A 21,676-nucleotide genomic window follows, 5' to 3' on the forward strand; every position below is an offset into this window, starting at 1 on the left:
ATGGTATCCCATTGTGTATAAGCTGTTTTATCATCATAATTTATCACCCTATTTAGAATTTGGATCTAATCGGTCGCGTATCCAATCTCCTAATAAATTAAAACCTAATACAGTTAACATAATTGCTAGACCTGGAAATACCGCTGTCCACCAAGCGGTTGTAATGTAGTTTCTACTATCTGAAAGCATTCCTCCCCACGAAGGAATAGTAGGGTCAACCCCTAACCCTAAAAATGTTAATGATGCTTCGAGTAAAATAAATTCAGCAATACACATCGTTGCTAACACTATAATTGGCCCTGCAATATTTGGTAATACATGTTTAAAAATAATTACAAAATGGGTACCGCCAATTGCTTTTGCAGCTTGAATGTACTCTTGTTCCTTTAAAGATAATATTTCGCCTCGAATTAAGCGTGCAAAATTCACCCAATAAGTTAGTCCTAAAATGATAATGATTTTTTCTATACCAGTACCAAGAACACTCATAATAACAATTGCTAATAACATAAATGGGAAAGCTAATTGAATATCACCAAGACGCATTATAATATCGTCAAACCATTTACCGAAGTAACCAGCTAATATCCCTAAAATCGTTCCTAAAGTTAGCGCAATACAAACGCCACCAATACTTACAATTAAAGAGATTCTTGCTCCATACATTATACGGCTCAATAAATCTCTTCCTAATTGATCTCCACCAAGAAAATAAACAGATTTCCCTGCTTCATCAGCCCAGCTTGGTGGCACTAAACGAGAAACTAAATCTGCCTTAAAAGGATCAAAAGGCATAATAATATTAGCAAATAGAGCTGTAAAAACAGATACGGAAACTAATATCATTCCAATGAAACCAGTTGGATTTTTTATTATAAAATTGATAAGTAGTTTGATAAAACTTTTTTTCTTTGCAATAGTTTTTGAATTTTGTTCAATAATTTGTGTCAAAGTTAATCCCCCTTACCTGTGCGAATCTTGGGATTGATTAAAGAATAACTTAAGTCAACAAGTAAATTTACTAAAACCATTACTATTGCTAAAACAATTACCCCACCTTGAACTACTGGATAATCTCTCTGATTTATTGCGTCAACTATTAATCTACCAATTCCTGGCCATGCAAAAACTTGTTCAATAATTACCGTACCACCTAACAATGCACCAAATTGTAATCCGATTAATGTAACAGTTGGTAATAATGCATTGCGAAAACCATGTTTAATAATTACTTTCCATTCTTTAATTCCTTTAGAGCGGGCAGTTGTAATATATTGCATTTTCATTACTTCCAGCATTGACGAACGTATAAGTCGTGCTAATATTCCAGATAGAATTAAACCAAGAGTAAATGAGGGCAAAATAATTGATTTAAATCCATCAAAACCAGAAGCTGGAAACCACTTTAAATTAACCGAAAAAATTAAAATCAACATGATACCAAGCCAAAAATTAGGAAAGGAAATACCAATTAACGAAAAAACTCTTCCCAAAAAATCAATAGGCTTATCTTTTTTTATTGCAGATAAAATCCCGACAGGAAATGCAATTAATATTGCGAAAAACATTCCACCAAGCGCTAATGCGAATGTTGGCCATGCACGTTCCAAAATTAAATCAATTACTTGTTCTCCAGAACGATAAGAAACTCCTAAATCAAACATTATTAATCCTTTTAAAAAAATAAAATATTGTTCGGGTAATGATTTATCAAGTCCTAGTTCTATAGTAATTCTTTCAATCGCTTCTTCAGTTGGTTCTCCTGCACCAAACATTACAGTTACTGGGTCACCTGTTAAACGAATTGCTGAGAAAATAATAATTGAAATAGAAAGTATTACGAATATAGTATGAAACAATCGCTTAACGATATATTTAGCCATTTCATCTTCCCCTTTATATTAGATAAGGAGATAGAAAGAACTCTCTATCTCCTCTAGATTTTTACTCCACTGTAACACCTTTAAAGCTTAAACGATCATCATGTGGAGGTTGGAAACCTTTAATACGCTTGTTAATTGCATATAAGTCTACACCTGAATATAGATTAACTTCTGGTACATCATCATATAAAATTTGTGTTAATTCTTTAAAGATTTTTGCACGTTCCCCATTATCAATACTTTGACGTTGTGCATCTAAAAGTTCTTCAACTTTTTCATTTTTATATGATGGGTTCCAGAATTGACCTTCATAATACATTTGATATGCTGTATTATCAAAGTCTAATGTCCATCCACCCCAGCCATTTCTGTACATATGACCAGCTTTTCCATTTGGAATTAAATCGGAGTTCATCGTTGTAATTTCTGCTGTTTTAATTTCTACTTTTAGTCCTACTTCTTGTAAATAATTTGCTACTACTTGTGCAATTTCTTTAAATGTTCCATCATTACCAGGTACATAAAATTCTAATGTCGTATTTTCCGGAACATTTGCTTCTGCTAATAATTGTTTCGCTTTTTCTGGGTCATATGGATAAGGTTCTAAATCTGGGTTATGTCCAAATGAAAGTTCACTTTGGAATGTTGCAATTGGTTTACCATAACCACTTAATATTTGCGCAATAATTGCTTCCTTATCAATTGCATAGTTAATTGCTTTACGTACACGAACATCATCCATCGGTTTTTTCCCTGTATCAAATCGGATAGCGTAAGCTGTTGGTGTACCAACTTCTAACAATTGTAAATAACTTTGAGATTTAACTGTTTCAACTTGTGAAACTTCTAAGCGTTTCATTGCATCAATAGTGCCCGCTTGTAACTCAGCTAATCGTGTTGATGCTTCAGGAATTACTTTAAATGTAATTTTATCAACATGATATTGATCACTTTCCCAATAATCCTCATATCTTTCTAATACAATTTCTTGATCTCGTTTGTAAGAAACCATTTTATACGGACCAGTACCAACTGGGTTGTTGTTAAAGTGTTCATCTCCCATTTCAGCAATATATTTTGGTGGAACTATGGAAGCACCATAACCAGAAAGTTTTGTAATTAATACAGGGTCTGGGCTATTTAATTTAAACGTAACTTCATATTCTCCAGTAACTTCTACACTTTCGATTGAAGAATAGTTAGAATATTGTGGACCCGCTTGACCTTCCTCGCCTAATAAACGATCAAATGTGAATTTTACCGCCTCTGCATTAAATGGCTCACCATTATGGAAAGTAACCCCTTGACGTAATTGGAATACGATAGTTTTTTCATCTATGTATTCCCATGATTCTGCTAAACCTGGTTCAATTTCTAAGTCATTATTACGGATAACTAAGCCCTCAAAAACAGATGTAGCTATAGTACTCCAATCTAATAAGAATGTATCGATTGGGTCCCAGTTTTGAGGTTCACTTGAAACAGCAAACACAATTTCATTTCCTCTATCAATTTTAGGTTCATTGTTTGAAGTATCAGCTTGAGTATCGTTATTACCAGAATCGGAATTACTACATGCTGCTAATATGAGTACGATACTAGCTAACAACATAAGCAACCAATTTCTTTTCATACCAACATCTCCTTTGTTAATTATTGTTATTGCCCATATGGATATGAAGCAGAATAACCTAATTCTTTGGAAATTTTAGCTGCTGCTTTCCACATACGAGGTAAGTATTCTTTAATTTTTGATTTTGGAATATTTGCTTCTATTCCCGCGATTGAAATTGAATAAAGTACTTTTCCTTCAGCATTAAATATTGGGACAGCTAGTGAAACTGTTCCTTCAGCTAATTCTGATAAACTATAGGCATAGCCTAATTTTTTACTAGATTCAATAGCATTTAATAATTCATTTTTTGTCGTCAATGTACCACTAGCAAATTTCACTAAATTACCTAATAATATTTCATTAATTAATTTGTTAGATTGATAAGCTAAAATAATTCTTGAACATGCACCTGCATATAACGGTGCTCGCCTACCTACTTTTGTATATAATAGAGCCGGATTAGTACTCTCTACTTTTTCTAAATACAATCCATCTAGTTGATCCATACAAATCAACTGTACTGCAACGTCAAATTCATCTCGAAGGCTTATCATTTCTGGTAATGCAATGTTTTTAACCTCTAATGAACTTGAAGCTATTACCCCAAGTTCAATAAGTTTATATCCTAAATAATAATTATCTGACAGTACCAATTTTGAACCAACATAATGGCTAGGTCGTCTTAAAAATCCAACTTCTGTAAATGATTTTAAAAACCGAATTAATGTTGGCTTTGGAATATTCGTCTCTTGTGCCATTTCATCTAATGTCCAAACTGGTTTTTCATAGTTAAATAGCGATAAAATTTTTACTGCTTTTTCAAATGTTTTACTCACTTAACCACTTCCACAGTTTCATAGAGTAAACATGAAACTTTATGTTCAGTATTATAGTTTGATAGCTTTGGTACACTCGTTTTACATGATTCCATAGCATTAGGACAACGTGGATGAAATGTACAACCAGTTGGTGGATTACTTGGACTAGGCACATCACCTTTAAGTACTGTACGTTGTTTTACTTCTTTAGGATGAGATTTTGGTAATGCAGATAATAAGGCTTTTGTATATGGATGTTTTGCATTATTAAATAACTCATTTTTTTCTGCTATCTCTACTAGTTTTCCTAAATACATTACACCGATTTTGTCACAGAAATGGTGCACAACATTTAAATCATGTGATATGAAAATAAAAGTGATACCTAAATTTTCATTCAAATCTTTCATTATATTTAAAACTTGAGATTGAATTGATACATCTAAAGCTGAAACTGGTTCATCTGCAATGATAACTTTCGGATTTGTTACAATTGCCCTTGCTATACCAATTCGTTGACGTTGACCACCCGAAAATTCATGCGGGAATCTTTGTAAATGGTTTTCAGTTAAACCGACTTGCTTTGCAACTTCGATTACTCTTTTTCTTCTCTCTTCTTTCGTACCAATTTTGAAATTTATTAACGGCTCCTCTATGATTTTAAAAACTTTCATTCTAGGATTTAATGATGCAAAAGGATCTTGGAAAATAATTTGAATATCTTTCCGCTTTTCTCGCATTTCAGCCGAATCAAGTTTAACTAAGTCTTCACCATTTAAAATAACTTCTCCCTCAGTAGGTTCAATTAAACGTAAAATTGATTTTCCCATTGTTGACTTTCCGCATCCAGATTCACCAACAATTCCAAATATTTCTCCTTTATGTACAGTAAAAGAAACATCATCTACCGCTTTTAAATCGTTTTTTTTATTGGGTCCAACTTTATAATATTTTTTCAGATTTCTTATTTCTAAAATCGGTGTAGACACGCTATCCACTCCCTTCTACACATTTTCATACAACCAACATCTTACTTTTTGATTATCTGAAAAAAATAAATCAGGTTTTTGTGAACATTTACTATGAGCAAAACTACATCGATCTTTAAAACGACAGCCTAAAGGCATTTCATCTGGCGCTGGAACCACACCATCAATTGTCGATAAACGATCTTTACTATCATGAATACTTGGTAATGATGCTAATAATCCTTTTGTATATGGATGTTTAGGATTATCAAATAAATCCGTAACAGTTGCCTCTTCAACAACCTCTCCTGCATACATCACAATGACTTTTTCACACATTTCTGCAACAACACCTAAATCATGGGTGATTAATATAATTGACATCTCAAGTTTCTGTTGTAGTTCTTTCATTAATTCTAAAATTTGAGCTTGAATCGTAACGTCTAATGCTGTTGTAGGCTCATCGGCTATTAAAATCTCTGGATTACATGATAGAGCAATTGCAATCATTACTCTCTGACGCATTCCACCAGATAATTGATGAGGGTATTCATCTATCACTTTGTCAGGCCTTGGAATACCAACTAAGTTAAGCATCTCTAACGCTTTTTCTCTTGCTTCTTTTTTAGTAGTTTTTTTATGATGACTTCTTATCATTTCAATGATTTGATCACCAATTTTATATACTGGATTTAGTGAACTCATCGGCTCCTGAAAAATCAAAGCAATTTTCTTTCCCCGAAGACTTCGCCATTCTTTTTCAGATTTTATATTTACTTGTTTATTATCTATCTCAATAGAACCGCTCTGTATTTCAATCCCTTTTGGTAAAAGACCTAATAATGAATAGGACGTCATACTTTTTCCACATCCAGATTCTCCGACAATACCTAATGTCTTTCCCTTTTCCAGCTCAAAGGAAACGCCATTTACGATAGATACTTGTTGTTTTTCAATTGTATAACCAACTTTTAAATTTGTAGTTCGGAGCATAACTTTTTGCACATTTTCCCCCTCCAGTTATGTAAAACCATTCCAAAAAATGAAATCGAATTCCATTTTTTAAATTTATAGAAAAATGATACTAAAAAATTTTTTAATATTCAATATTTTTCTGAAATTTACATCTATTTTTTTTAGGAATTATCTGAAATGTATAGTAGAATAATAATTCCATCTAGGTTCTCAACTTTTCCGAAAATCTATTGCCTTCATTCAAAAATAATTTTTAAAGTATTTGTCGGATATTCTACTTCAGAGAAACCCTATTTTTCCGAATAGCGGATTAATCCTACAATTGACGCTTTCGCCTATATGACTGCTTAAATTAGTGATTTCCCATTATCTGTTGCACACTATTTCTACCTTAATGAGAATTCCACAATATTTTGTTCACTCTTAGTATTTCCAATAGATTGTCATAAGAAAAAAGCTAATTCTTATGAATATCCGTATTAAATTTCTATCACTCTTTTTTTTAAAAAAATTAAAAGGTATAATTGAATATGGAGTTTAATTCAAAATATTCTGGGGGGTATTTTAATGTCAGTGGCAACTTCTTATTTACAAACTTTAGAAAAGAGCCTTTACGATTTAATTAGTGAAACATCAACTAACTTACCAAAAGATGTTCGCCGTGCAATCAAAAAAGCAAAAGAAGCAGAAAACGCTGGTACTCGTGCTGCAATGAGTTTATCAACTATTACAAACAATATTGTCATGGCAGAAGATAATGTATCACCTATTTGTCAAGATACAGGACTTCCTACATTTAAAGTAAAAACTCCTGTAGGCGTAAACCAATTAGAAATTAAAGCAGCTATCCGCAATGCAATTGAAAAAGCAACAGAAGACGCAAAATTACGTCCGAATGCCGTTGACTCACTTACTGGTAAAAATAGTGGAAATAACTTAGGTGAAGGCGTTCCGGTTATTAAATTTGAGCAATGGGAAAACGATTACATTGAAGTAAAATTAATTCTAAAAGGTGGCGGTTGTGAGAACAAAAATGCTCAATACAGCTTACCTTGCGAATTAGAAGGTCTTGGTCGCGCTGGACGTGATCTTGATGGAATTCGTAAATGTATTCTTCATGCTGTATGGAAAGCTCAAGGACAAGGTTGTTCTGCTGGTTTTATCGGAGTAGGTATCGGTGGAGACCGCTCTAGCAGCTACGATCTTGCAAAAGAACAATTATTCCGCCACTTAGAAGATACAAATCCTATTCCTGAACTTGCTAAATTAGAAGAGTACATCGTTGAAAAAGCAAATACACTTGGTGTAGGAACAATGGGCTTCGGCGGTGAAGCAACATTATTAGGTTGTAAAATTGGCGTAATGCACCGTATTCCAGCTTCTTTCTTCGTATCAATTGCTTATAACTGTTGGGCATTCCGTCGCATGGCGGTTGATATTGATGCTAACACTGGCGAAATCAAAAAATGGCACTATCAAGATGGTGAAAAAATTACATTCCGAAACGAAGAAGAAAAAGCTGAAACAAAATCTGAAAGCCGCGTAGTTGAATTAAAAGCACCAATCACTGAAGAGCAAATTCGTGAACTAAAAGTGGGTGACGTTGTAAAAATTAGCGGTCGCATGTACACAGGTCGCGATGCAATTCACCACCACTTAATGACACACGATGCACCAGTAGATTTAAATGGTCAAATTATTTACCACTGCGGTCCTGTTATGGCAAAAGACGAAAATGGAAATTGGACTGTAAAAGCGGCTGGTCCTACAACTTCCATCCGTGAGGAACCTTATCAAGGCGATATCATGAAAAAATTCGGAATCCGCGCAGTAATTGGAAAAGGCGGTATGGGTGCAAAAACATTAAAAGCATTACAAGAACACGGTGGCGTGTACTTAAATGCAATTGGTGGTGCAGCACAATACTATGCTGACTGCATTAAGAGCGTAGACGGTGTGGACTTTCTTGAATTCGGTATTCCTGAAGCAATGTGGCACTTAACAGTTGAAGACTTCACTGCAGTTGTTACAATGGACTCTCACGGAAACTCTTTACACGCAGATATCGAAAAATCTTCATTAGAAAAATTAGCTCAATTCGCAGAAAGAGTATTCTAATTAAATCAGAATGATATAGGTTTTGCTGTTCAAAAAATCAGATGAACATTTGATTTTTTGAGCAGCTTTTTTATGAACTTTTTGCAACTATTATAAAAACAATCGAGTAGGAGGGAGCGATTAACTCCCGTCCTCTCACACCACCGTACGTACGGTTCCGTATACGGCGGTTCAATTAAGATGATTGACGCAAGTCTTTATAACTTCCGTGAATAGCTGTTCTCTTTATGCCAGTGGTCACTCCACCCTCCAAGAGGTCTCCCACGGGATTCACCGCTTCCTTCCTCAAGTGAGGTACTACGTTTTCTGTGTTCATCATGACTCACTGAATGCCAAGGGCTATTCTCTCTTAATTGTTCGGTCCTTCTTAGTAGTTCTAAACCAACTAATACTATGACCTCTGCTGACTTCTGACGGTTCAGCTACTTATCACTAAGTAGGTTATGAAGCGTACTTCACATATCCGCCAGACCTCCCCGGGTAAGAATGTAATCTTTCCTTCCATCTATCTGCTTCATTTACTCTGTACCACCTTTGGCAGAAAGGACTTTGTTTTGTTTAGCAAACTCATCCAATGATACCTAGCCTTATATGAAGTTCGTGTTCCTCAGACCGGAAGTTTGCCGTTCGCTTCCTTCAGATTCCGCGTCACCACGGACACCCTTGCTCTTGGCTAACCTCTACTTCTGTCTTCGGGGTTCGGGACTTACACCCTATAGTTCATGTACATGCCGGGCGCACCATAAAAATGGGCATTCACTTGTGATGAATGCCCATTTTCCTTTGGCGAATTGGAGTATTATTTAATGGTTAAACCAAAGATGTCTTTTCTGAAGTGTCATTATAAATTTCTGTATCTAGTTCTTTTGTGATACGGCTTGATACAATACCGGACACCATAGAACCACTTACATTCAGCGCAGTACGTCCCATATCAATCAACGGTTCCACTGAAATCAAAATACCCGCAAGCGCTAACGGCAAATCCATAGCAGATAATACAATGATTGCTGCAAATGTTGCACCACCGCCAACACCGGCTACACCAAATGAACTGATCGCAACGATTAAAATAAGCATTGCAATAAACCCTGGTGTAAACGGATCAATTCCAACAGTCGGCGCAATCATAACAGCCAACATTGCCGGATATACACCAGCACAACCATTTTGACCAATGGATAAGCCAAAAGAACCTGCAAAGTTGGCAATTCCTTCTGGAACGCCTAAACGTTTTGTTTGCGTTTGAAGATTTAACGGTAATGTAGCTGCACTTGAACGTGATGAAAATGCAAATAATAAAGTTTCAGCAACTTTTTTCACGTATAATACTGGATTTAAACCTGTCAACGAAACAATTATTAAATGTACAATAAACATTGCAATCAACGCTGCATAAGAAGCAATGACAAATTTGCCTAAATCGGCAATTGCACCGAAGTTGCTTGTAGCAACCGTACGTGCCATAATCGCCAATACCCCATATGGTGTTAATTGCAGAACGATGCGTACAACTCCCATTATAAGACCATAAATGGCATCGACGCCTTTTTTCACTGTGTTTGCTGTTTCCTCATCTTTTCGTTGAAGTTGTAAATAAGCAAACCCTAATAAGGCTGCAAAAATTACAACCGCAATCGTTGAAGTGGAACGGGCACCTGTCATATCAAGAAATGGGTTGGCAGGGAACATTTCCAAAATATGCTCTGGCTATGTTTTTACATTTTCAGCTTTTTGCACAATTTCCTCTCCACGTGCAACTTCAGAGTCCCCTTGCATGATTTGTGAAGCATCCAAATCAAAAATGGCTGTTGATAAAATACCTAAGGATGCAGCAATGGCAGTTGTACCAATTAGCACAGCCAAAATGATGCTTGCAATTTTCCCTAAATTTTTTCCTATTGTCACTTTCGTAAATGCCGCCAAAATTGAAATAAATACTAAAGGCATTGCAACCATTTGCAATAATTTTACATAACCATTTCCGATGATATTAAACCATGGCATCGTTTTCGTTATCGTTTCTGAACCAAATCCATAAATCCATTGCAGAACAGCTCCAAATACTACCCCAATAGCTAACGCTATAAACACTCTGTTTGAAAATTTTACATTTTTTTTCTTTAAAAAATATAAAAAGACCAACAAGCCTATTAAAATAGCAATATTTACTATAATTCCCATCACTTAGCCTCCTTTTATATGAACAAACTTTATAATACATCTTTATTCCGATAAGTCAAGTAAGATTAATATAATTTAAATTTTCTATAATTTTTAGTGTTTAATTGTTTACAAAAGAACTGTTTTAGATTAGAATAATTTTAAAATAAAACTTATTTCAAATAATTGATATTGATTATCAATTACTATAAAAATGGAGGTTTGAAACTGAAATTCATTATCACAAGGAGGATTTTATGGATAACAGTAATCGAGAAAATTTCTCACTAATTGAGAATATAAAACAACATCAGGAACTAATCGCAGCTATTATAAGCGGAGTCATTATATTAATGGCGTGGAAATTAGAAAAAGAAGGCTTATCAACAGCTTCGGTATTTTCATATATAATCGCTTTTATTATTGGTGGTTATGCGAAAGCAAAGGAAGGAATCCTTGACACTATAGAAAATAGAACATTAAATGTGGAGTTATTGATGATTTTGGCAGCCATCGGTTCAATGACAATCGGCTACTGGACAGAGGGTGCCATATTGATCTTCATTTTTTCCTTAAGCGGCGCCCTTGAAACTTATGCAATGAATCGTAGTCATCGTGAAATCTCATCCTTAATGAATTTGCAACCAGAAGAAGCATGGCTCGTACGAGGAAATTTTGAGCCGATGAAAGTACCCGTATCTACTTTAAAAGTAGGCGACCATCTGTTAATTAAACCGGGAGAAAGAATTCCTGCAGATGGTGAAATCATAAAAGGCTCTTCATCTGTTGATGAATCAGCCATAACAGGTGAATCTATTCCCGTTTCCAAAAATGTAGGTGATGAAGTTTTCGCAGGTACCATCAATTTAAATGGCACCATTACAATTAACATGACAAAACCAAATTCTGAAACGCTTTTCCAAAAAATTATTACGCTCGTGCAATCAGCTCAAAGTGAAAAATCCCCTTCCCAACTATTTATAGAAAGATTTGAAAATCTCTATGTAAAGTGTGTTTTAATTGCCGTTTTAATTATGATGGTTCTTCCTCACTACCTATTTGGTTGGGACTGGAATACAACTTTCTATAGAGCAATTGTGTTGCTAGTTGTCGCTTCACCTTGTGCCCTTGTTGCATCCATTATGCCCGCTACACTCGCAGCAATCTCAAATGGTGCACGACACGGCATTTTACTAAAAGGTGGCGTCCATTTAGAAAATTTGAGCGTCATTAAATTACTTGCAGTTGATAAGACTGGAACACTAACGGAAGGAAAGCCGTCAGTAACCGATGTGATTGTCCGAGAAGATTTGGATACTAATGAAACGCTTCAAATTATTGCATCTATTGAAGCTCAATCCAATCACCCTCTTGCTCAATCCATTGTTCAGTATGCGAAAGAACAACAAGTGGAAATTATCTCCGGCATTGATATTGCTGATGTTCCTGGATTTGGGTTAAAAGGGAATATTCGCGGTCAATCTTACACGATTGGTAAGGGAGATTTTGTAGGAAGCAATGAAGCAAAGACATTTGCGAATGGTGTTGCAGCTCAACTGGCAGAAGAGGGAAAAACCGTTGTCTTTATGAAAGATGAGCAAGGTATTGCCGCATTGATTGCTTTAAAAGACATAATTCGTGATGAAGCGAAAGAAGCTGTTCAAACATTGAAAGAACTTGGAATCAATATTACCATGATTACAGGAGATAATGAAAAAACAGCCAAAACGATTGCGAAAGAAGCAGGGGTAACGGAATATATTGCTGAATGTTCTCCTGTTACAAAAACAGAATTTATTAATAAAGCTTTAAAACAACATCAATACGTTGGAATGGTAGGCGATGGTATCAATGATGCACCTGCCCTTGCAAAATCAACTGTAGGAATTGCTATGGGCGGAGGTACTGATGTAGCATTGGAAACGGCAGACGTCGTATTAATGAAAAACGATTTATCGAAAATTGCCTACGCTATTAAACTAGGAAGAAAAATGCAAAAAATTGTGAAACAAAATGTTATTTTTTCAACAGCAGTCATTGCTTTACTCATCATTTCTAATTTTCTTCAAATCGTCGATCTCCCACTTGGGGTAGTTGGGCACGAAGGTAGCACTATTTTAGTGATATTAAATGGATTAAGAATGCTTAAAACACAATCATAGAATATTTAGTTGATGCATTGGTTTATATGTAAACAGAAAAGCGGATAACTTAAACCGCTTTTCTGTATAATTGTATGAAGTACAAAATTGCTATGAGTGGAGTGTCTGCTTTGGGAAATTTTTTAATTAGGAGATGTTGCCTTTCTTATTTTCGCAAAATGTCTTTTACGCATTGCTGCATTTAATATTCCACCGAATATTAAAATCATTCCCGTAAAATACAACCAAAGCATAAAAATAATGACACTGGCAATACTTCCATAAGTAAAAGTAAAATTACCAAAATGATTCACATAAAAAGAAAACCCGTAAATTAACACTACCCATGAAATAGTTGAAAATACTGTTCCAGGTAATACAGCCACAATATGAACTCGTGATTCTGTATAAGGTATAACCCAGTACAATAAAAGTAACACAATAAAAATGAGTAGTGGTGGTAAAATCCATTGTACATAATTCCAAAAGTCAACAAATGATGTCTCGACTCCTAAAAAATCGAATAGCAAGTATACATATCGTTGACCAAAAATCGGCACTATTAAAGCAAGCAGCAATATTAAAATTAATAATACTGTAAAGACTAATGACCAAGCTCGGTTTATAATTCCCATCTTTGGCTCTGTTTCATAAGCTTCATTTAACGTTTTAATTATCGCATTCATTCCTCTTGAAGCAGACCACAATGTACCTAATATCCCGATTGATAAAACACCGCCCCCATTATACGTTGTCAATACTTCTACAATCGTTCCTTGGGTCAACATGAAAACTTCAGCTGGTACAATGGTTTGAATAAAACGAAAAACATGTTCTTGATTAATATCCAAAAAAGGTAATGTGGAAACGACGACTAATAACAACGGGAAAAATGATAGTAAGAAGAAGTAAGCTAGTTGCGCCCCCATTCCGGAAATGTCCACTTTCTTCATTCTGATAATGATTTCCTGGACAAATCCTTTAAAAGTCGTAATATCAATTTTTGATTCATCTGGATTAAAAATTGATTGAAACATTAAAACCCATTTTGTTTGCGAAACTTTTGAATCATTCAAGCGCTAGCTCACTTCCCTTCATCCCACATCACATTATTTTTCTTCTTTCGATGAAAAAGCTGCTTTTGTATCTTCGACAATCGCTTGAACGGTACTTGGAATTTCTTTCATTTCATCGATTTTTTCCATAATAAAATTTACATTTTCCGTCGTATCTTCATATAATTTTTGCATTTTTTCTATCTTTTCATAAACGAGTTGTTGGAATTCATCACGATTTTTAGCATAGTAAATAACAGAATCCTTTATATTTTTCATTGTTTCAACGGTATGTTCTCTTGTTTTACGATCAAACATGCTCACTGCGGCACCTACTATTGCACCAATCACAACACCTTTGCATAATTTGCTTTGGCTCATTACCTTCTCCTCCTGTCGATTCATGTAAAGTTTTACTAATAATATTCTATAAGAACTTTTAATCTTTTAAAAGTAAGGGCGAATACATGGATACAACTTGACAACAATAATATGAAATGAAATGATGATACAAAGCTTAATTGAAAGGTGGCTAAAAAGAGATGAATTTATCAACGCCTTCTAAAGATAATGTGGCGTATATTGTAGAAAAAATTAAAGAAAAATTGAAAATGGTCAATTCGAGCGCATTGCGTTCAGAAGATTTTACAGAAGCTAATTACGAAGATTTGTATGACTTATACGAAATGGTCATGAAGCGTGATTCCTTTAGCCCTAGCGAAATAGAGGCAATCGTCTCTGAATTAGGTTCGCTTCGAAAATAAACCATTTTCATTTTATTAACTACCGCATACTTTTTCCTATTTAATTAATCATTATTCAAATATCTTGTAAAAGCATTCATTATGTTCTTTTAAAGTAAATCATACACTTTAAATAAAACGATTTAAAAAGGAGCGTTCCACTATGAAACGCTCCTTTACATCATATTGTTTTAATTCGTTTCTGAAGTTGTAGTTTCATCTTTTTTCACGAGTTGTTGAATTAACACTTCAACCCGACGATTTTTCGCTCTACCTTCTGCTGTTTCGTTCGTTGCAATTGGATTGTATTCTCCATACCCTTTTGCACTGAAATATTTAGGATCTAAATTCGGATTTGAATCGATAATTAATTTTAAGAAATTCACTGCCCGCATCACAGATAATTCCCAATTTGATCGAAATTCCGGAGTATTTTGAGGCACATTATCCGTATGTCCAGTAATAACAATATAACGTGGTGGGTCAAATTCTAAAATAGCCGATAACTCCTGAGCAATTGGGATGTTTTCAAGTTTTATATCTGCTTTCCCTGAATCGAATAAAATACTATCACGAATTGTAAGCAGCAATCCCTCATCTGTCATTTTTGCTGAAAATGTATCTTCCAATTCATTGACAGCGATAAAATTTTCAATTTCACTTTGAATTTGTTTAAGTTGAGCTTGGTCTCTTAAATAAGCTTTTTGCTCTACTGTCATTCCATCTGTTCTAGCCGTTGGATTATCAATGACTGAGGTATTTTCCATAAACCCAACGCCGCCATTAAAAATTTCATTGAACACTTGCGACATTTTTTGGAACTTTACTTGGTCAATACTACTGGAAGCAAATAATACAATGAATAACGCTAATAGCAACGTCATTAAGTCCGAATACGGTAAAAGCCATGATTCATTGATTTCTGTTTCTTTTCCACGCTTTTTAGTTCTCTTTGCCAAGACCGCCAGCCCCGCTTTCGTAGAATAGTTTACGCTCTTCATTTGTCAAATACGAAGCTAATTTCTGTTCAATAATACGCGGAGCCTCACCTTCTAATACAGATAAAACACCTTCAATCATTAATCGTTTTTGTCTAGCCTCAAAAGCGGATTTACGTCTTAATTTATTAGCAAATGGATGCCATAATACATAACCAGTGAAAATCCCCAATAATGTTGCAACGAAAGCCGAAGAAACTGCATAACCTAATTTATCGATATTTTCCATATCTCCTAAAGCGGCAATTAGACCGACAACCGCCCCAAGTACTCCGAGTGTTGGAGCATATGTACCTGCTTGCGAAAAAATTTGGGCACCACTTTCATGGCGCTCTACCATCGCTTCAACTTCTTCATTTAATACATCCCGTATGTAATCTGCACTTTGACCATCGATTGCAAGAATTAAACCATTTCGTAAAAATGGATCTTTAATTTCTTGGGCTTCACTTTCCAATGCAAGGAGACCTTCACGGCGAGCTAGGTCTGCCCACTTTGAAAACATTTGAATGATTTCTACATCGCTTACTGTTTTTTGTTCAGTAAAAATTACTTTTAATAATTTAGGGATTCTTTTTAGTTCTTTTCCTGGGAATCCAATCACAACAGATGATATTGTACCAACGATAATGATTAAAAATGCCGCTGGGTTGATTAAAATACTCAAGGACGCCCCTTTTACTATCATCCCGACAAATACCGCAATAATGCCGAGAAAAATACCTATAACTGTAGCTAAATCCATAACTGTACCTCCAAATCTTCCACTACTTTATATTTCGACATTTTCCAATATTTTTTTAAGTATCTTTTTACTAGATAACTATAATAATGAGTAATTTTTATAGAAAATAAATGGTTCATATAATAATTTTCTATTTTCATTCAAATATTATTTTTTATAATTAACTCAACTTTCGCAGAGTAATATCTTATTGCAACTCTTGATATGACTGTTTTATATCGTCTTTCATTATTTCTCTTGTTTTTTATTGATTTTATTTTTTTAAAAGAAAAAGACACCTATCTTTTGGTAAAATTATGGTGAACAAACCAAATACCAAAGAAGGTGTCACCATTATGATAACGAAAAAAGATACTTTTGCACAACTACCAAAAGAACTTGAACGAAGATTTTCTGAATTAAATATAGGCAAACATTTGAGAAAAGCGAGAATTACTAAGGGATTTGGTTATTCATGCTTATCTATTTTCCGTCTTATTTTTTTGCTTGTTTTCCAATATAAAAATTGGTTTCAAGCACTTCAAAGTAAGAAAGCCGTGGACTTACCTAAAAAAGATACGATCTACCGTTTTCTAAATTCATCTACTTATGCTTGGCGAACTTTTTTACTTTCCTTATGTCAAGATCTTACTGGACGTATAAAAAAGCTTACATCAAACAACAGAGTGAAGGTGTTTATTGTTGATGATTCACTCTTTTCACGCAACCGAAGCAAGTCTGTTGAACTTCTTTCACGAGTATTTGATCATACAGAGAAACGATTCTATAAGGGGTTTCAGTTGCTTACTCTTGGTTGGTCTGATGGATATTCTTTTCTACCTGTAGACTTTGCTTTATTGAGTTCAGCGAAAAAGGAAAATCAACTTAACGGGGTCGATGAATCCATTGATAAACGCACTTCCGGCTACAAGCGTCGTCTTGAAGCACAACAAGATAAGCCAAGCGTTGTCTCTGCTTTATTGGATCATGCCTTAAATGCAGGAATTACAGCTGATTATGTGTTAATGGATACTTGGTTTACGCATGAGCCTTTGATTGAAAAAATCACGGATAAAGGTTTATTTGTCATTGGTATGGTCAAGCAGCTAAAACAACGTTATTTCATAGATGGTGAAGCCCATACTCTGGATGAACTCTTTAAAAAAGCAAAGCGTACCATGGAAAAGAAAGACCTACTCGGTTCGATCCATGTTCATCTTGCAAAAGGACGACAAGTCAAGATTGTATTCGTGCGTAACCGCAATAAAAAGAGTGAATGGTTAGCCATTTTGAGTACAGATACCACACTTTCAGATGAAGAAATTGTGCGTATTTACGGGATGCGCTGGGACATCGAAACATTTTTCAAGTGTACCAAATCATTGCTTAACCTAGCAAAAGAATTTCAAGGTCGTTCGTATGATCTGTTGATTAGTCATACAACGATTGTGTTTACTCGCTTTATACTCTTAGAGTGGGAGCGTAGACAAAACAACGATCCTAAAACGATTGGAAATCTCTTTTTTCTATTATGTGAAGATGTAAAAGATATGAATCTAGAGAGTGCATTGAATCAATTATTAGCGATCTTCCAAACATTAGCAGAAGCTAATGTTTGTTTGAACATGGAATTATTTAAAAGTAAAGTACAAGAATGGATTGCGTCTTTACCCAATTACATCAAGAGATGTCTGACAATATCTGTGTGCGAAAGTTGAGTAATTAATAAATATTTATGTAAGGAAATAAAAAATGATACTTTCACATCAAATTTTGCATACTTCCCATTATTGTCTGTCACAATTTCTACAAAAATAGCAAAATAGCGTAACCACAGATTTTTCATGTAAATCGGTTCCACTACGTAAGTCACAATTTCTACAAAAATAGCAAAATTGCGTAACGTTCCTTGGAATTACTAATCCTATTTTTCTCCTAAAACCTTTATAATTGTCGTATAGTTATAGTATAATTAATTTAAATCATTATTGTTTTTTAGAAAGGAGTCTAGCAATGGGCTTATTTTTAGCAACTGTAACTGGATATATTGGCATTCTTTTAGTTGCAGTTATGATGTTCATTCACTATTTACGTAAAGGTTTAGATTCCACTTCTTCAGTAAAAGTTGACGCAAAACCATCTGAAAAATTTTAATGCCATAGCACTTGAATGAAAAATCGACAAAACAGGTTAAGCTGTATTTGTCGATTTTTTTTATCACTTTTTGCTATATTTATTCATATTCAATTCATTCATTTGTATCAACCTATTTCTTATTGCTATAATCGTCCTTAACATCAGAAAGGGGATTAATAAATGGCATCATTAAATGAGATTTTGCGTTTTAACAAAGAATTCGTTGAAAAAAAGCAATATGAACCATATAAAACATCAAAATTTCCAGATAAAAAAATTGTTATATTAACGTGTATGGATACACGTTTAATCGAATTATTACCAAAGGCGATGAATTTGCGAAATGGCGATGCAAAAATAATTAAAAGTGCCGGTGCAATGGTAGCCCATCCCTTTGGGGGAATTATGAGAAGCATTTTAGTGGCTGTTTATGAACTACAAGCAGATGAAGTGTATGTAATCGGTCATTATGATTGTGGCATGAGCACTGTTGATCCTTATTTGATGGTTGATCATATGATTGAAAAAGGGATAAGTAAGGAGATAATCAAATCTATTAAGTATTCAGGAATCGATTTGATTGAATGGTTACGTGGATTCGGAGATGTTGAAAAAAACGTATTGAATAGTGTTGATATCATTCGCAACCATCCACTGTTTCCAAAAAATACGCCAGTGCATGGCTTAGTTATGAATCCTGAAACAGGCAAACTTGATTTATTAACAAATGGACATGAATATTTAGGTAACAAATGATACAACGATTGAACATTGAGTCCATCTGCATAGGTCAGGAATTAAACTGGCGAGCGGGTGGACTTTTTGTGCAAGTTTATCTTTTTCAACTTTAAGAAAGTTCTGCACAAGTTGAAGGATTTCCCACACATGTTCGAACATTTCCCGCTCGAGCATCGTTCCATCCACACAAGACACACGATTTCCCGCACATGTTCGAACATTTCCCGCACGAGCATGGTTCCATCCGCTCAAGTTAAACCATTTCCCACACATGCTCGAACATTTCCCGCACGAGCATCGTTTCATCCGCTCAAGTTAAACCATTTCCCGCACATGTTCGAACATTTCCCGCACGAGCATCGTTTCATCCGCTCAAGTTAAACCATTTCCCGCACATGTTCGAACATTTCCCGCACGAGCATCGTTCCATCCGCTCAAGTTAAACCATTTCCCACACATGCTCGAACATTTCCCGCACGAGCATCGTTTCATCCACACAAGACACACGATTTCCCGCACATGTTCGAACATTTCCCGCACGAGCATCTTTCCATCCGCACAAGACACACGATTTCCCGCACATGCTCGAACATTTCCCGCTCGAGCATGGTTCCATCCGCACAAGACAGACGATTTCCCGCACATGTTCGAACATTTCCCGCTCGAGCTTGACTTCCCTCACACAAGATACACGATTTCCCACACATGCAATATAAAAAATTCGCTCCTAACTAAAATCGCTAATTTTAGGATTTTAGTTAAGAAGCGAACGGTTAACGTTGATTACGAAAATAATCGCTTTGTAAAAGGGCATACATATAATGATCTTCCCAAGATCCGTTAATATACAATAATTCCCTTAATAGACCTTCTCGTTTAAAATTTGCCTTTTCTAAAACCTTCACAGAAGCTATATTTTTGGGTGATACATATGCTTCGATTCTATGTAAATTCACTACATTAAAAGCAAATTGCACAACTTCATTCACTGCTTCTGTTGCAATACCTTGTCCCGTAAATCGTTCGTCGATGGAGTAACCAATAAATGCACTGCTATATGGCAACCTTTTAATCGCATATAAGGAAATATGGCCAATTAATTGTTCCTCATCTTTTGTAAATATCCCAAAGGAATATTCGCGATTTGTACGCTGAAGATGCAATCCTTCTAAAATTTTTCGAAACTGTGCCTCTTCTGTATAATATTCCGCATCATGTAATGGCTCATAAGTTGCCCAAAAATATTTATTTCGCTGTAACAATTCCGCTAATTTTTTTGCATCTGTTTCTACAAAGGTACGTAAATGCAACCTGTCGCTTTCGATTCGAATCACATGATCACCCTTCTTTTTAAATATTTGTAATAGCTTCTTCACCATTGTACTTACCTAATGCCTTTCTTCCATATTTTATAATTCTACTAGCATTTAGTTAGTAGGTTATAAACATGCTAAAGAAACCCAAACTTTACTAGATTGTTTTTGTTCTTGCAGAACCGTAAACTCCATTATTTACCTACTCGATTGTACAATATTATATGCACGTTAAAAGCTGTGCTTGTTTAGTTTTCATCCGCATTTCGTTCTCTCTATTCATTTAATCTATTGTTTTCCAAAGTACTATTCGAATATTTTCCTCTTGCTATATTTGTCATATATAAAAGTGAAAAATTTAATTCCTCACTTTAAGTTGTTGAAATAAACGTTTATAATTTTATGGAAAGGAGTGCGAAACATGGGTCGAATGATCGTCATTTTTTGTAGCCTTATAGCAGCGACCATCTATACCTTATATTCTTTTTGGCTACCAATCGAAGGAAAATCCACTATAGCAATTATCAATCGCCTACCACTTCTAATATCGCCTTCTACCTATGTATATATATTTTGGTTCTTTCTTTTTATTCTTTTATTTATTTGGGCAATTAATTATTCAAAGGAGCGTAACTCTGAAACCTTTATTTCGCCTATTCAGACAATTTTCTTTTTGCTCGTGATGATCTTCCAAATACTTTCGATATACTTATGGAATAAGGAAGCATTATTCTACTCCTTTATATGCGTTGGAATCCAACTACTGTCCTTATTCGCACTATATCTTACATATCCGATGCAAGGAGAACATTTGAAAAAAAGAATTCCTATTGCTATTTATTTCGGCTGGATTACTTTTATTTTTATTATCAATACCTGTTATTTACTATTGTATAAAGAATGGCACGGGTTCGGCTTGAGTAATGCTTTATGGGTGGTAATTATATTAACATTTGCCACATTAGTTGCATTGCATTTACGTTATCATCATTATGACACCGCATATCCACTTGTGTTTGTTTGGTCTTTTATAGGAATTGCAATTTCAAACGGATTTGATGAACTGTTAGTTACAACTTCATCCCTATTTTTAAGTGGTGTATTAATTGTTGGAGTATTATTTATGAAAAAAAATCCTGTACGTCATTAAACGTTCAGGATTTTTCTGTGAAAATAATTTAATTCCACTTAGCCCATGAATAGCTTCAATCTATTGAGGGTAATATATAAATAACCTAAAAAAGACAATAAGAAAGCAGAGCTACCTAATGGAAGGTAACTTTGTTTA

19 protein-coding genes and 1 pseudogene are annotated in these 21,676 nt (G+C 34.8%); 7 read left to right on the plus strand and 13 right to left on the minus strand.

Going from position 1 to position 21,676, the window contains the following annotated elements:
- Positions 1–48 precede the first annotated feature (48 nt).
- The 6 genes from UtA1_RS16495 to UtA1_RS16520 form a co-directional block, all read right to left on the minus strand.
- Positions 49–951 carry an ABC transporter permease gene (locus tag UtA1_RS16495; RefSeq protein WP_096552275.1) on the minus strand — a complete coding sequence of 301 codons (903 nt, stop codon included), beginning with the start codon at positions 949–951 and terminating at the stop codon, positions 49–51.
- Positions 952–953: 2 nt separating this feature from the next.
- Positions 954–1,883 carry a nickel ABC transporter permease gene (gene nikB / locus UtA1_RS16500; RefSeq protein ID WP_096552277.1) on the minus strand — a complete coding sequence of 310 codons (930 nt, stop codon included), beginning with the start codon at positions 1,881–1,883 and terminating at the stop codon, positions 954–956.
- 61 nt (positions 1,884–1,944) lie between these two features.
- On the minus strand, positions 1,945–3,516 hold the full coding sequence (locus tag UtA1_RS16505; RefSeq protein ID WP_096552279.1) for an ABC transporter substrate-binding protein: 1,572 nt from the start codon (positions 3,514–3,516) through the stop codon (positions 1,945–1,947).
- A gap of 26 nt (positions 3,517–3,542) precedes the next feature.
- Complete coding sequence (locus UtA1_RS16510; RefSeq protein ID WP_096552281.1) at positions 3,543–4,334, minus strand: IclR family transcriptional regulator; 792 nt, start codon at positions 4,332–4,334, stop codon at positions 3,543–3,545.
- A complete protein-coding gene (locus UtA1_RS16515) occupies positions 4,331–5,305 on the minus strand; it encodes an ABC transporter ATP-binding protein (RefSeq protein WP_096552283.1) in 975 nt (324 codons plus the stop codon). The genes UtA1_RS16510 and UtA1_RS16515 overlap by 4 nt, the downstream gene beginning before the upstream one ends.
- A gap of 15 nt (positions 5,306–5,320) precedes the next feature.
- Complete coding sequence (locus UtA1_RS16520; RefSeq protein WP_096552590.1) at positions 5,321–6,277, minus strand: ABC transporter ATP-binding protein; 957 nt, start codon at positions 6,275–6,277, stop codon at positions 5,321–5,323.
- 549 nt (positions 6,278–6,826) lie between these two features.
- On the opposite strand from UtA1_RS16520, the gene UtA1_RS16525 reads away from it, so the two are divergent.
- A complete protein-coding gene (locus UtA1_RS16525; protein WP_096552285.1) occupies positions 6,827–8,377 on the plus strand; it encodes a fumarate hydratase in 1,551 nt (516 codons plus the stop codon).
- 175 nt (positions 8,378–8,552) lie between these two features.
- On the opposite strand, the gene UtA1_RS17375 is transcribed toward UtA1_RS16525, so the two are convergent.
- Positions 8,553–8,696, minus strand: coding sequence for a hypothetical protein (locus UtA1_RS17375; RefSeq protein WP_172597779.1), 144 nt, complete (start codon positions 8,694–8,696; stop codon positions 8,553–8,555).
- A 491-nt stretch (positions 8,697–9,187) separates the two neighbouring features.
- Positions 9,188–10,561, minus strand: a pseudogene (locus UtA1_RS16535) (L-cystine transporter).
- Positions 10,562–10,797: 236 nt separating this feature from the next.
- On the opposite strand from UtA1_RS16535, the gene UtA1_RS16540 reads away from it, so the two are divergent.
- Entirely contained in the window at positions 10,798–12,702 is a 1,905-nt protein-coding gene (locus UtA1_RS16540; RefSeq protein ID WP_096552287.1) for a heavy metal translocating P-type ATPase, read from the plus strand.
- A gap of 122 nt (positions 12,703–12,824) precedes the next feature.
- On the opposite strand, the gene UtA1_RS16545 is transcribed toward UtA1_RS16540, so the two are convergent.
- Positions 12,825–13,757 carry a YihY/virulence factor BrkB family protein gene (locus tag UtA1_RS16545; RefSeq protein ID WP_096552289.1) on the minus strand — a complete coding sequence of 311 codons (933 nt, stop codon included), beginning with the start codon at positions 13,755–13,757 and terminating at the stop codon, positions 12,825–12,827.
- Between the two features lie 33 nt (positions 13,758–13,790).
- The gene (locus UtA1_RS16550; RefSeq protein WP_016837896.1) at positions 13,791–14,117 is read right to left on the minus strand and encodes a YtxH domain-containing protein; all 327 of its coding nucleotides are present in this window, start codon (positions 14,115–14,117) and stop codon (positions 13,791–13,793) included.
- A gap of 161 nt (positions 14,118–14,278) precedes the next feature.
- Here UtA1_RS16550 and UtA1_RS16555 point away from each other — a divergent pair, with 161 nt between their 5' ends.
- The gene (locus UtA1_RS16555; protein WP_016837897.1) at positions 14,279–14,500 is read left to right on the plus strand and encodes a DUF1128 domain-containing protein; all 222 of its coding nucleotides are present in this window, start codon (positions 14,279–14,281) and stop codon (positions 14,498–14,500) included.
- Between the two features lie 170 nt (positions 14,501–14,670).
- On the opposite strand, the gene motB is transcribed toward UtA1_RS16555, so the two are convergent.
- Together motB and motA are read right to left on the minus strand one after the other, a co-directional pair.
- Entirely contained in the window at positions 14,671–15,438 is a 768-nt protein-coding gene (gene motB, locus UtA1_RS16560; RefSeq protein ID WP_096552291.1) for a flagellar motor protein MotB, read from the minus strand.
- Positions 15,422–16,222, minus strand: coding sequence for a flagellar motor stator protein MotA (gene motA / locus UtA1_RS16565; RefSeq protein WP_096552293.1), 801 nt, complete (start codon positions 16,220–16,222; stop codon positions 15,422–15,424). Before motA ends, motB begins: the two co-directional genes overlap by 17 nt.
- Positions 16,223–16,557: 335 nt before the next feature.
- On the opposite strand from motA, the gene UtA1_RS16570 reads away from it, so the two are divergent.
- From UtA1_RS16570 to UtA1_RS16575, 3 genes are all read left to right on the plus strand, one after another.
- Positions 16,558–17,919, plus strand: a complete 1,362-nt coding sequence (locus tag UtA1_RS16570; protein ID WP_096550514.1) for an IS4 family transposase — start codon at positions 16,558–16,560, stop codon at positions 17,917–17,919.
- A 295-nt stretch (positions 17,920–18,214) separates the two neighbouring features.
- The gene (locus UtA1_RS17380) at positions 18,215–18,355 is read left to right on the plus strand and encodes a hypothetical protein (protein WP_172597895.1); all 141 of its coding nucleotides are present in this window, start codon (positions 18,215–18,217) and stop codon (positions 18,353–18,355) included.
- A 162-nt stretch (positions 18,356–18,517) separates the two neighbouring features.
- Positions 18,518–19,093, plus strand: coding sequence for a beta-class carbonic anhydrase (locus tag UtA1_RS16575; protein WP_016837901.1), 576 nt, complete (start codon positions 18,518–18,520; stop codon positions 19,091–19,093).
- A 755-nt stretch (positions 19,094–19,848) separates the two neighbouring features.
- Here the strand turns inward: UtA1_RS16575 and UtA1_RS16585 are convergent.
- The gene (locus UtA1_RS16585) at positions 19,849–20,409 is read right to left on the minus strand and encodes a GNAT family N-acetyltransferase (protein WP_016837902.1); all 561 of its coding nucleotides are present in this window, start codon (positions 20,407–20,409) and stop codon (positions 19,849–19,851) included.
- A 790-nt stretch (positions 20,410–21,199) separates the two neighbouring features.
- On the opposite strand from UtA1_RS16585, the gene UtA1_RS16590 reads away from it, so the two are divergent.
- Positions 21,200–21,538 (plus strand): hypothetical protein, encoded by a 339-nt coding sequence (locus tag UtA1_RS16590; protein ID WP_126434551.1) that lies wholly within the window; start codon positions 21,200–21,202, stop codon positions 21,536–21,538.
- The last annotated feature ends 138 nt before the right edge of the window (positions 21,539–21,676 follow it).

The organism is Ureibacillus thermosphaericus, from assembly GCF_002370195.2.
In the GTDB taxonomy this organism is placed as follows: Bacteria; Bacillota; Bacilli; order Bacillales_A; family Planococcaceae; genus Ureibacillus; species Ureibacillus thermosphaericus.

What these genes read in the sequence shown, in the direction of transcription:
- nikB (WP_096552277.1), bottom strand. Translation starts at nt 1,883, where the DNA reads ATGGCTAAATATATCGTTAAGCGATTGTTTCATACTATATTCGTAATA.
- UtA1_RS16505 (WP_096552279.1), bottom strand. Translation starts at nt 3,516, where the DNA reads ATGAAAAGAAATTGGTTGCTTATGTTGTTAGCTAGTATCGTACTCATA.
- UtA1_RS16520 (WP_096552590.1), bottom strand. Translation starts at nt 6,277, where the DNA reads ATGCTCCGAACTACAAATTTAAAAGTTGGTTATACAATTGAAAAACAA.
- UtA1_RS16525 (WP_096552285.1), top strand. Translation starts at nt 6,827, where the DNA reads ATGTCAGTGGCAACTTCTTATTTACAAACTTTAGAAAAGAGCCTTTAC.
- UtA1_RS17375 (WP_172597779.1), bottom strand. Translation starts at nt 8,696, where the DNA reads ATGATGAACACAGAAAACGTAGTACCTCACTTGAGGAAGGAAGCGGTG.
- UtA1_RS16540 (WP_096552287.1), top strand. Translation starts at nt 10,798, where the DNA reads ATGGATAACAGTAATCGAGAAAATTTCTCACTAATTGAGAATATAAAA.
- UtA1_RS16550 (WP_016837896.1), bottom strand. Translation starts at nt 14,117, where the DNA reads ATGAGCCAAAGCAAATTATGCAAAGGTGTTGTGATTGGTGCAATAGTA.
- UtA1_RS16555 (WP_016837897.1), top strand. Translation starts at nt 14,279, where the DNA reads ATGAATTTATCAACGCCTTCTAAAGATAATGTGGCGTATATTGTAGAA.
- motA (WP_096552293.1), bottom strand. Translation starts at nt 16,222, where the DNA reads ATGGATTTAGCTACAGTTATAGGTATTTTTCTCGGCATTATTGCGGTA.
- UtA1_RS16570 (WP_096550514.1), top strand. Translation starts at nt 16,558, where the DNA reads ATGATAACGAAAAAAGATACTTTTGCACAACTACCAAAAGAACTTGAA.
- UtA1_RS17380 (WP_172597895.1), top strand. Translation starts at nt 18,215, where the DNA reads ATGGGCTTATTTTTAGCAACTGTAACTGGATATATTGGCATTCTTTTA.
- UtA1_RS16575 (WP_016837901.1), top strand. Translation starts at nt 18,518, where the DNA reads ATGGCATCATTAAATGAGATTTTGCGTTTTAACAAAGAATTCGTTGAA.